Below are 11,865 nucleotides of genomic sequence, written 5' to 3' on the forward strand. Positions count from 1 at the left end.
TCAGACCACGCTGATTTCGCAGACCTGGCCCAGCGCCGGGAAGTGGATTAGCGTCCGCAGAACCGGTTTCCCCGTAGCAGCACTAACCGCTTCCCTGTAAGCCGCCATCTGGCCCAGATACTTTTCACGGATATGCCCCGCCGGATCATTGCCGGGGTACGTCTTGTGGTCCACCAAGACAAAGCCGTCCGGGCCCTCCAACAGCAGGTCGATCCAGCCCTCCATGACCTGGTGGTCGGGACGCCACCCGATGGCCGCTTCGCGGTACCGGAACCAGCCAGGAAATTCCGCGTCGAGGTAGGCCTCGAATCGCGTCCCGGCGTCCAGCAAAAGGCCGGCATCGACCGTTCCGTCTACCTTCCACCGGGTGACTATGCGCTCCGCCAACTCACGTTGTGCGCCAGGATCCAACGCCATAAACTGCGTCCCCAGGAAGGCGTGGACGGCACTGCCCACCAAGCCCCAGTCGTCGGAACCATGCTGTGCGAGCCTTGGCCCCAACTCGGCAGCCACCGTCACCTGAGCAACCAGCCCTGACGAATCCAGAGAAGACGCTGCGAAGCGGGCCGGCAAAGCTGCAACGTGAACCGAGGACGATGGCACAGCGGTGAACCGTGGAACCCGTGCCCCGGTTACGGGAACGGCGTCCACCGGCGCCAGCTCCTCGACATGCGCAGGGAAGCCATCGTTGTCGGCCACCCGGATCGAACCCTCCCCGCCGTCCTCGTCCTGCTTTGCCCATGACACTAGCGAAGAGACACCAAGGTTATTTAGCAATCCCGGAGAGCCATTCTTGGCAGTAAGAACAGTCGTCTCGACGGCCCGGGTCATACCGACGTACATGAGCCGCGACATGTTGCGGCGGTCGCGTTCCTCAGACCGCAACGCCACGTCGCTCGTCTTACCCCTGTTATCGAGCGGTGACCCGCCGTAGGGGAAGGGGCTCGGCCAGAAACGGATCCAGCGGCCAGCCAGCGGTTGGGCCAGATCGAAGCTGCCATCCTGTTCCACCGCTGCCCCGAATGCAGCGAGCCGTAGGTCCTTGTCCAGCCCCTCCATCACCACCACCGGCCACTCCAGTCCCTTGGCCTTGTGATAGGTGAGGACGTTGACCACATCCGGTCCAGCGTTTTCGGCGGCCTGCTGCTCTTCGCTGCCGAAGAAGGCGAGGAAGCCGCGAAGGGTGGCGGGGGAGCGGAGGGCCAAACACCGCTCGTAGTACGTGCGGATGACCCCGCGGACAGCATCAAGATTCCGGAACCGGGTGGCAGGTGACGACCAGGAGCCAATTAGTGCGGGCAAGCCAAGGGCACCGGTCACTGCTTCGAAAACCTCGGTGGGAGTAGCCCCCGCGGCACGAGCGCTAAGAGCCTCGAGCCCTGCGACCAGCGGGTCCGCATTCCAGGATTCCAGCACCGGGGCGGCATCAGGAGCTGAAAGCAGCTGCTGCTGCCACATCGCATGCGCGGAGTGGCCGGGATGGAGAGCGACGATCTCGGCCAGGGCGACAGTGTCATAGGCATCGGCAACAAAGGCCATCCCGGCTCGTGCAAGCTGTACCTCACGGGCATCGGACAGTTTGCGCGGGTTGCGGCTCGCCCGGATGCCCAACGCATCGAGGGCAGCGGACAGCGACTCCACATCCGCGTTGGACCTGGCAAGAACCGCCAGGTCCCCGGGCTTCAACTCCGGCCGACGGTCAAGCAGGGCCGCTACGCCGGCGGAGGTTGCCTTCAGCCGTTCTTCATCGTTGGACTGGGGCCGGGCCCATGCTTCCAAGGAGCCGGGCTCCCACTGGGCATGTGCTTCCGGAAGCGTTAGGTGAACAGTTTCGGCTGGCATGCCGTGGCCCCCGAATATGGGTTCGAAGACCGCGTTACTCAGGTCCACGACAGCTTGGTGGGAGCGCCAGGTTTCGGACAGCTGCTCCCGGCGGCTGACTTTTGCCACCACGGCTTCCATCAGCTCGGGGTCGGTGCCGCGGAACTCATAGATGGCTTGTTTGGGATCGCCCACCCATACTGTTTCCTCCACGAGTTGGCTCAGCTGCAGGAAGAGTTCCAGCTGGAGGGGGCTGGTGTCCTGGAACTCGTCCACCACGAGGAACCGGACGCGCCCGGGAAAGGACTGGCGGAATGCCTCGTTGTCGCGTGCCAGCTTCAGGACGAGGGTCTCCTGGTCCACGAAATCCATGAGGCCATGGAGGCGTTTGAAATCCGAGTAGGCTTCGAGGCATTCTGCAGCGCACGTAAAGACACGCCGGATGTATTGTTCAAGGTCGTGATGGAGCGCGGGGTTGGCAAGCAGTCCGTCCTTGATAACCCCGGTCACCGGGGCGAGGAGCGCCTTGACTGGAGTGGGCGCCGCCGACCCCACAACACCGCGCCAGCTCTCCCAGGTGATGTCCTCGATCTCGCCCATCGTCGAGATCTTGTGCAGGATCTTGGGCACGTGCTCGTTGAACGACGCGGAAGTGGTATCCACCCTCTTGCCGGCAGGGGTTTTGCCGTCGCGCGCCATGGCTTCGAGCTCAGGAACCATCAGGCGGAGGCCCTTCAGCCACTGGGCCCGTTCATCCGATCCTGGGGCATCGAGCAGCTCGCGGAAGCCGGTCCAGGAACGCTCAGCGCAGGCAGCTAACTCCTGCGCCCCAAGGAGGTTGGTCCGAGCAGCATCCACAACGGACCGAACCATCTCCTGCCAGGTTTTGGCATCTCGGGCACCGTTGCCGTCGGTGCCCATGCGGTGCGCTATCGGAAGGATCTCTGCCGCGTGGGCGGCGAGCACCTCGTCCGTAGCAAGGTTGAATATGCTGGCCAGCTGCTCCTCGCCGATGACCTCCAATGCGGGGGACAGGCCTGCATCGATCGCGTGTTCCTGGAGAAGTTGGCCGCAGACGCTGTTCACCGTGCCGATGAGGCTCACTGGAAGCTGCTGCGATGCCAGCCGCAGCGCTGCGGCAGCATCGGCGTCGTCCGTTCTCTCAGCCTGTTCCAGAAGCCTGGCGGCGATCCGTTCACGGAGTTCCCCTGCGGCTTTCTTAGTGAACGTGGTGGCCATGATGGCGCCGGCGGGCACGCCGGCCGCAATTTGGTCAACAATCTTGCCCGTCAGCGTATAGGTCTTCCCGGTCCCGGCGCTCGCTGAGACCATGGTGACGTTGTCCAGCAGATTCATGAATAGTCCCCCTTGAGTCCGCACAGTGTTCCGAAGTGGCAGTACCTGCAGTTCGGTTCCCGGTGCAGCCGTTCATTCTCTGTAGCCAGCGCCGCGGAGGTCTGTTCTCCCTCGGCGAGGGCGTCCTCTGCAGGTTGGGCTGCTGTGATCCGTCCGGCCAAGACTTCCTCGACCGTGAATTCGATTGCCCGGACGGCTCTGCGCCATAGCTCCGGTGTGTCCTGGCTGGCCTTTAGGGCGGTGCCGAATTCCGGGTGGGCGGAGGCGAAGGTGCCCTGTTTAAGCAGGAAGTACGCGGCCGGGTGATCGGGAGGCGCCTCCCCGTCGTTGAGAGCCCACTGGTACAGCGCCAACTGGAGGGCTTCTCCCCGCTGCACATCCTCGCGAAAATACTTCTCGGTGTTGCTCCATTTGAGGTCCACGACGGCCGTCCGGCCTTGAGTATCGACCCCCACCGCGTCGGCGCGGCCCTTCACGGTGACCGTGAGGTCGGCTTCCCCCACGCCGATTGTCAGGTCTCTGCTGAATTCCTTCTCCATCTCCTGCAGCACCACCCCGCCACGTTGCAGTTGCTGGAAGAACGTAAAAACCGTGGTCTCAATGGTTGCCCGGACACCCGCCAGCCGGTGGAGTTGGCCCGGCAAAAGCAGCTCTGAGGCCAGCTGAGGGAGGAGATGGTCGACGACGGCCTTTACCTCGGCCGGGTCCGGGACCGCACGGTGCGCCTGCCGAAGACGGCCCTGAAGCACTTCGACGACCTTGTGCGCGAAGATTCCGAGCATTTGGTTGGCGGTGGGCACACTTGCGGCATCGGGCACTCGAATGTGTGATTTGTGCTTGAGCACCCAGGCGAGCGAACAGCCGAGGAGGGTGGACATCTGCGTGTACGAGAGCCTGTCCGGGGCAAGAGCCAAATTTGGACCCACCTCGTGGATGGGGCGCGGCGCGGCGGGGTGGTGCTCGGGAAAGGGTACGAGCTGAGCGTAGCGTCCTGCCATGGACCAACGGCCGGTATGGTCCGTCAGGTCTTGGGGCTTGACGGTGAATTGGGTGAGGCGGCCTGCCACGGATTCCGAACCCACGTGCGGTTGGGCGGCCACCAACGCCTCGAGAAGCGGGTTTCCTCCGACTCGTTCGCCGTCGCGCTGTTCGATCTGGACGATCACAAGGTCTTTGACTCGGTTGGCACTGGCCAGAGTTTGAGTGACTTCGAGCGCACTCAGGTCTTCAGGCGCAGGAAGGTGGACTCCCACCCGGGCGAGGGTATGGACGTCGTGTGCATCCCAGCGGCGCAGATGCGTAGTGCTGGCACTCTGGAATCCCCACCAAAGCAATTGGTCGACGTCATCGTTCAGCTCGGCGAGGTGGCTCAACCGAAGCCAAGGTGAGGCTTCTGCGGCGACCAGGGCCCCGGAGGACGGAGTGAGCACGGCGGTGACAATCCGGCGCAGGTCCCTGCGGGAAACATTCGGGAGTGGCTTGAGGAGTGCGAGGATGCGTTGAAGCAGCGCCGCGGTGCCCTTGGCGGCGTCGTCGCGGGCAGCGCGGGCGCGCAGCCGGGCAGCAAGCCAGTCGGCCCGCTCCGCCAGCAGGGTCCCGCTGATACCCGCTTCGTCTACCAGCAGATCAACGTTGAAGGTATGATCCAGAAGATCTGCCAAGTCCGGGCCGAGCTGTTCGTCGTCCCGGATGGCGGCAATCGCTTCCGTCCAGGCATCGCCTCCGGTTCCTGGCTCCTGGCTGAGCGCGCTCAACAGGTGACGTGCGGCCCCACGGCGGACCGGCGATCCCGGGAGACTCAGCAGCTCTGCGAGGAGCTGCACATTCACCGGTGCCCAGAGGACTTCGAAAAACAGTGGAATCAGCTGGTCCTGCGGACGCCACACAGAGGCGACACCAGCGCCGACGGCTGGCAGACCGTAGCCGGCGAGATAACTGTCCAGGACAGCGCTGCCTTCGGAACACACCACGGCAACGCCGGTGTTCACGCCCGACGCGAGCCACCTTGCGCTGTTTTCAGCGGCTTCCCATTCCGTTTCGGCAGTCAGGATGGTCAGCCGGGGAGGAGTGTCCGCCGGAACGGCCTCGCTGATCCTGACTCCGCGGATGCGGAGTTTTCCAATAATGTCCTGCCAGATCTTGGGGAACGTGGATTCCGGATGCTGCAGGATCAGCTCCTCGATGCCCAGCGGCAGCGGCGAGTCGAGTGCGGCCACAAGTTCCACGATGTCGTCGGACAACGACGGGTCCAGTTCTTCCGGCGCGTTTTCGGCGGCGGCAAGCGTGCGGAGCAGTGCCGATGGCGCTGGCGATCCAGGGATAGAGTCCGGGAGGTCGCCGCGCCACCCGTTGCCCACAGCATCGTCTCGCGCGGCGAGAAGCTCCTGAGCTGTAGACCATGGGTCCACGTTGAATGACTCGTGGAACCATGCTTCGGGTGAATTGATGGCTCTCAGCCGCTCGAGGTACTGGCTGACTCGTTCAGCGTGGCCGGTGTCAGGGCGGGTGATGCCCAGCCGGGTCTGCAGCAGGACGGTGAAATTTTTTCGGCCCACCCGGACGTGGTTGAGGTCAGGCTGTAGGTACGCCCACGGTGCGCGGTCCAGGTGCCACCCGAATTCGATCTTCATTCTTCCCCCATGCATTGACCGGTGGTCGTTTCTATCACGGCAGGACAGGAGCCAGACAACTGTGTCTCATACCCGTCAAAGATGAAGATCCGCAAAACTTCTGATATTTGCGGTTCCTTCAGCTTCGCCATCATTTTTGACTCGATCTGGCGGATGCGCTCGCGCGTGACGCCGTAGGCCTTGCTGATAACATCCAGTGTCTTTTCCTCGCCGTCGTCCAGTCCGAAACGCATCGCAATGACTCCGGCTTCCCGTTCCGTCAGCGTGTCCAGAAGCGCGTGTACTTGGCCCTTCAGCTGTTCCTTCGCGATCTGGTCAAGAACATCCACGTGCCAGGGATCGAGGATCTGGTCCGCCAGCGGCTCTAATCCGCCCTTTCCGTCCCGGACTAGGACGTCCAGCGAATGGACGGGCTTGTCCAGCGCCAGAAGATACTCCACTTTTACAGTCGACTGATCCGTGAGCTTGCCGAGTTCCTCCAGGCTGTATTCGAGGCCCTTCCGGGCAGCTTCACGCTGAAGGGCCTGCACCTTGTGGATCTGGTCCACCATGTGGACCGGGAGCCGGATGACCCGCGCCTGGTCGGCCAAGGCCCGGGTGACAGCCTGCCGGATCCACCACGTGGCACACGTCGAGAATTTGTAACCCAGGGTGTAGTCGAACTTGCACACGGCCCGGTGCAACCCGATATTTCCCTCCTGGATCAGGTCCAGGAAATCCAAGCCGTGGTTGAGGTAGCGTTTGGCGATGGATATGACCAGACGGAGGTTTGCCTCCAGCAGGCCATCGGCGGCGTGCTCACCCAGCAGAGCTATAGCGCGCAACTCCCGGGATTCCTTTCGCCCGCGGGGAGTGGCATCTGCCAAAAGGTGGGCGGCGTAAAGGCCCGCCTCGATGTCCTTAGCGAGCGCCACTTCCTGCTCGGCTGTCAGCAGATCCGCGCGGCCTGCCCGCTGGAGGTAGTCCGATACACCGTCGTCGCTGAAGCCCTCCAGCCCCTGGAGTTCCTCAACCCAGCCGGAGTCCTCGAGATCAAACGACGTCGGCGCGCTCTTGTCGTCTTCCTCCACGGGTGGCTCCACCACCGGCTCCAGCTCACTGCCGACCTCGGGTCCAGCGCCGTCCCCGGGCGTACCCGCCGCCGGCTCACCAGGCTCGGGCCCTGAGGCCTCTTCAGGTTCGGCCTGGCGGAGGAACGCCTGCAACCCGTCCTGGTCCGTCTTGATGTCGAAGAATCCCACGTTGCGGGCGAAGGGCAGGACTTTGCCTAGGAACTCCTCACCCTGGACGTCCGGGTCCTCCACCGTGCCCTTGGAGTAGAGGACAACCAGGCGTCCGGGCCGCCCGTCGGCCTTCTTGCGGATAACGCGGCCGAGCCGCTGCACCATCTGCCGCTGGCTGCGGTTGGCTGCAACGATGATCCCGAGGTCGGCCTCGGGTACGTCGATGCCTTCATCGAGGAGCCGCGGCGCCGTCAGTACCTGTGATGCGCCGGTGCGGAAATCCTCCAGGCCCTGCCGGCGGTCATCCTTGGCCATGCCGCTGAACACGACCGACGCCGCCGATCCGAGGGACGTATACAGCTCCTGTGCCCGCCGGGCCGAGTCCTGGGTCTGCGTGAAGACCAAGGTCCCACGGGACCCATCAACCCTTCCCTTCAGAGCTGCCAGCGCCAAGTACTTTGTCTTCGCCTCCGCCAGCAGGGTGAGCCGCGAGGACATTGCCCGCATGTACCTGCGCGCAATGGTTGCTTCCCGGCTGGGCGAATCCGAAGCGGCCAGCGCGGCCACGGCAGTGATGAACTGGGGGAAGGGCCGCCGCGGAATGCCGGCGTACGTCTCCAGGTTCCGTGCCGCCTCGACCATCACGGCGGAAAACTCGTCGTAGTCATTCTGTTCCGAAGGCAGCAGGTCAACGCCGACCAAAGCGATGTCGAACGGGGCGATGACCTGGTCCTTCAGCGCACGGTCGTACCAGAGGTTGTAGATGACGCCGCCGAAGTAGGGGGTCAGGAGGTTCTCGTGCTCACCGTCCGCCCTTTCGAACGTGGCTGTCAGCCCAAGCCGCCAGGCGTACCCTTCCTGGAAGGCGCCGGTAAACATGGGCGCGGCATAACGGTGGCACTCATCAGCGATGATCAGTCCGGCCTTGTGCGAGCGGAGCGTCTCCCGGTTGGACGCCGAATGAACGATGGCCACGAGGATGTCCACGTCATCGAGGGAATCGGACCGGCCGTCGCCAAGGGCACCCCGCCGCGCGGAGGGCAGGTCGCGCCGGAGGGACACCAGCCATTGGCGCTGCAGTTCGGCCGTTGGCACCAGGATCAGGACTTTGATGCCCTGCCGGACTGCTTCGAAAGCGGCGGCGATCCCAACACGGGTCTTGCCGGAACCGGTCACGGCCTCCACCACGCCGCAGCGCGCATTCGAGTGCCAGGCCTTCAGTGCCTCCTGCTGCCACGAATAGAGGAAGGCGTAGTCGTAGGAGGCAGGCACCGCCGCGGGCGGAGCCTGGACGGGCACCCGCGGAAGCGTCGCGACCGGGTGGGACCCGGCGTCGGCTAGTTCTGGCATTTCATCCCCCATTGGACGGTTCTGATCTGGTGCCTGAAGAGTATTGCGGGGCACCGACAATTTAGGTGAGCAGCGCCACTAACCGTCTTCCAGCACGGGCTTCCACGCCTGGCTGCGGGACAGCGCGAGCTTCAGTTCCCGCCCGCCGGCCCCCTCCAGGAGCCCGGAATCACCCACCACCACCAGCAGGCTGCGTGCCCGGGACAGCCCGACGTAGAGCTGTTCCCGGGCCCGGCCCATGTCCTTGAATCCGTTCACGCAAAGAACAACAACGGACCGTTCCAAGCCTTTGAAGCCCAGCACATGCCCGTAGAACTCACCGTCGTTGGCGTGGAAGTCCCGCCAGTACTCCTCCGTGGCGCCCCGTTCGAAATAGTCCAGGTGGACGGGGTGGCGGTCCTTGGTGGTGAGGAGGGCGATCTGGTTGTTCGCCCAGCCTTCCTCGATCAGCGCCTCCAGGCAGTCCCCGGCAACGTCGAGTGCCTTCTCCGTGGGGCAGTCCACGAACCGGACGGGCAGGCCCGTGCTGCCGCGGGGTGTGAAGTGGTCGCCGGCGAAGGGTTTGAAGGTCTCGGCGATCTTGCGGGTGTTGCGGAGGTTGTCGTCAATGTGGATGGGCACGAAGGTGGCCATCGGCCCGCTGGTGAGGTCCGCCGTCGCGCCTCCCCACCGCTGGTAGACGTCCTGCCGGTCGTCCATGAACGCGTATACCTCCCCCGCGTCCGGGTCGCTGGTGCACGCGAGAAGCGCGTCCCACCACAGGGGCGCGAAGTCCTGCGCTTCGTCGACGACGACGGCGTCCAGCCGCTCGTGCGGCACCATTCCGGCTGCCAGCTCCTTCAGGAGGCGGGGCATTTCGACGTCGAAGTAGTCCTGCCCGGAACCGTCCGGAACGCCGAGCCCGCGCACGTATTCATGGAACTCGCCCGTGAACACAGGCTTGGCCTGGCGCCGCCATGTTTCGACGCGGTCCTGAAGGTATTGCCCCAGGCCCTTGTTGTAGCAGAAAAGACCTACCCGTTTGCCCTGTTTGCTAAGCATGCGGGCCTTTTCGACGGCGAGCCACGTCTTTCCGCTGCCCGCGCCGCCCGTGAAGCGGATCCGGGGGAGTGAACGGGTTGACTGGAGCAGTACGGACTGGCGCTCGGTGAGGTGGTCCTGCGCTGCCTCATCCTCCTTGGAAGTGGTGGAAGGCACGACGGCGGTGTCCAGGTTTCCGCCCAGCTTGCGGACGATGCGTTCCAGGAAGGCCGGGGCAAGAGGGGAGGCTCCGCCGCCTTCGTTTTCGATGGCCTGGCGGACGAGCTCGGCGGGTGACTTGCTCTCCACCTGGTCGAGGATGAGCGGCCGGGGGCAGCCGGCCATGGTCCAGTCGCCCGGCACGTCGGTATAGGGAAGGCTGACCATGTAGACGCAGCGGCTGCTCAGGCGCGCACCGAGCTGGTTCTCCAGCCAGTTCTTGAGGGCGTGGAGTGAGCTTTGGGACTGCGCGACCGGGCTCTTGATCGGGCGCTTGGCGTTCCGGTCGGACTGGTACCACTGCCCGTCCGTAATGCTGACCTGGCCGCCCTTGACCTCGATCGCGGCCACGCCAACGTTGGGCCAGAGGACCAGCAGGTCAATCTCGTATTCGTTCCGGCCGTCGCGGACGTGGACCGAGTGGGCCAGGACGCATTCGTCCGGGAGGCTGTTCCGCAGGGCGGTCCAGACTGCCTTTTCTGCGTGGTGTCCTTCACCGAACTCCGGTTCTTCCGGAATGCACCTCATTGCCGCCCCCAAATTGATGAACCGGCTCCCCGGCTTTGCGCTGATCCAACGTTAGCCGGGCGTGACCCGTTCAACGTGGCGACACGAACAGGGCAATCTTCCCCGATATCAGGAGCGTGATCGGGCCGTCTCTTTGAAGGCCGCAAGACCAAACTGGGCGCGGATATCAGCCAGGTCGCGGGTATTCCGTTCTATCTGCGCCATCTGGTCTTTTTCGATGAACCAGGAAAGGATGCGACTTGCGATCACGAGGCCTACCAGCAGTAGGAATGCCCAGCCGGCCGCGATGATGAAGTCCGGCATGGTCAGGAATGCATTTTTCAATGCAATGGCGTCGTTCAGGCTTCCGGTCAGGCTGCCGAGGATGTCATTCAGAGTATCGGTGATTGGCTGAAAGATCGGTCCGGCAGAGAGCTGGGGACTCTCAAGTGTTGGATCTTTCCCGACAGACCAGCGCGGATCAGTGAGGTGGGCAAGGATATAGAACACCACTGCCAGATTGGCCGCAGCGTATGCCATCGTTGCCGCAAGCAAAGCATTGACGGCCCTCGCTGTTATTTTCTTTAGAGAAGACACCGGGCGCCCGACGGCAAAGAATCCGCCGATAATAATGGCAGCGAGCCACACGAGAGTTTTGAATGTATCGACGCTGATATCGCTCAGCATTTCCATGGCACGTTCCATCTTCCTAATGCAGTGTAAGAACTGTGGCCGTTTGGCCGCAGAGTTTGGCCGCCCGTGAAGGGCAGATTCAATATGACTAAGTCGGGCGGACCGGAATGTCAGGGAGGCGTCCCACGGTTCAGCTCAAGTCTGGGGCTTCTACGGGGACACGGCCAAACCGCGTGAAGTTGAGGACCTTGGCTTTGCATTCCGCCGTGGGCCAGGACGACTTCGTCCTGGAAGCTGTTCAGGCAGCCAAGCCCATATTTCGCTGTTCGACAACGCCTGCGGCCATTCGCAAAGTCTCGTGTGCCGGAAGTTCGGCTTCCTTGTGCCTGCGGGACATTACCGCGAGCCGGTCAGCGAGAACGTTCAGTTCATAATCGGCGTGCCCTTTGACCCACTGGAATTCAACGTCGGCAAATGCGACCAGAACCTGGATCCGTTGGATCTCGTCGCGGCACGCTGCAGTTGATTGTCCGGGCTGGAAGCCGTTGTCGTTGAGCATCCTCACGGCTGTGAGGTTGTCGGAGGAAACGGTGACGGCGCAGCGTCCGTCTAAAACGCCGGTGTACGCGTTCTTGGCAGATCCGAGAGCCAGCCGGATCGCCCGAAGTTCGCTTTCCAGGATGCTTCCGCCGCCCACGGCCTTCAGGCCGGGGCGAAGCGGCAGGCCTTTTCCGAAATCCAATACCCAGCCGTGCCCTGCCCAAGGAGTGCGGTGTCCGATAGAGGCGTCTGTGGCAATCTCCAGCCGGCAAAACAGTTCATCAAGCCTCTCGGCCACGGCTTTTTCTGTCACCATGACGCCTGCAGCGGGCGGGTAGGAAAGATCAACAGGAAGCCCAAGTCCCAGCAAGCGTTCGCGCGCAGTATCCACAGCGGAAAACACGGGCTCGTTCCCGCCCGCTGCCAGTTCCGTAACGGCGCGAGCGGCCTCCGCGTAGGCTTTGCCCCAATGCGGCCCTGCTGTAGCCTCGGTGATCCAGCCCGACCGCACTCCCAGAACGGCAGATTCGACCGTTCGTGCCACTGCCCACAGGATAAGGCCCCGT

General features: G+C 63.5%; 6 protein-coding genes. All 6 read right to left on the reverse strand.

Translation table 11 applies throughout. The features are described 5' to 3' along the window. The 6 genes from AC50X7_RS16610 to AC50X7_RS16635 all read right to left on the reverse strand — a co-directional run bounded on the left by AC50X7_RS16610 (nucleotide 1) and on the right by AC50X7_RS16635 (nucleotide 11,843). Nucleotides 1-3,177 (reverse strand): UvrD-helicase domain-containing protein, encoded by a 3,177-nt coding sequence (locus AC50X7_RS16610; protein WP_494980023.1) that lies wholly within the window; start codon nucleotides 3,175-3,177, stop codon nucleotides 1-3. Continuing rightward, nucleotides 3,174-5,807 (reverse strand): PD-(D/E)XK nuclease family protein, encoded by a 2,634-nt coding sequence (locus AC50X7_RS16615; protein ID WP_494980024.1) that lies wholly within the window; start codon nucleotides 5,805-5,807, stop codon nucleotides 3,174-3,176. The genes AC50X7_RS16610 and AC50X7_RS16615 overlap by 4 nt, the downstream gene beginning before the upstream one ends. After that, complete coding sequence (locus AC50X7_RS16620) at nucleotides 5,804-8,380, reverse strand: sigma-70 family RNA polymerase sigma factor (RefSeq protein ID WP_494980025.1); 2,577 nt, start codon at nucleotides 8,378-8,380, stop codon at nucleotides 5,804-5,806. The genes AC50X7_RS16615 and AC50X7_RS16620 overlap by 4 nt, the downstream gene beginning before the upstream one ends. A 78-nt stretch (nucleotides 8,381-8,458) precedes the next feature. Further along, a complete protein-coding gene (locus tag AC50X7_RS16625; RefSeq protein ID WP_494980026.1) occupies nucleotides 8,459-10,147 on the reverse strand; it encodes an NERD domain-containing protein in 1,689 nt (562 codons plus the stop codon). A gap of 108 nt (nucleotides 10,148-10,255) precedes the next feature. Next, nucleotides 10,256-10,819: a hypothetical protein gene (locus AC50X7_RS16630; RefSeq protein ID WP_494980027.1), complete on the reverse strand. Its 564-nt coding sequence runs from the start codon at nucleotides 10,817-10,819 to the stop codon at nucleotides 10,256-10,258. Between the two features lie 238 nt (nucleotides 10,820-11,057). After that, nucleotides 11,058-11,843: a ribonuclease HI gene (locus tag AC50X7_RS16635; protein WP_494980028.1), complete on the reverse strand. Its 786-nt coding sequence runs from the start codon at nucleotides 11,841-11,843 to the stop codon at nucleotides 11,058-11,060. Between the last annotated feature and the right edge of the window lie 22 nt (nucleotides 11,844-11,865).

It is taken from the genome of Pseudarthrobacter sp. Hb11 (genome assembly GCF_059383655.1).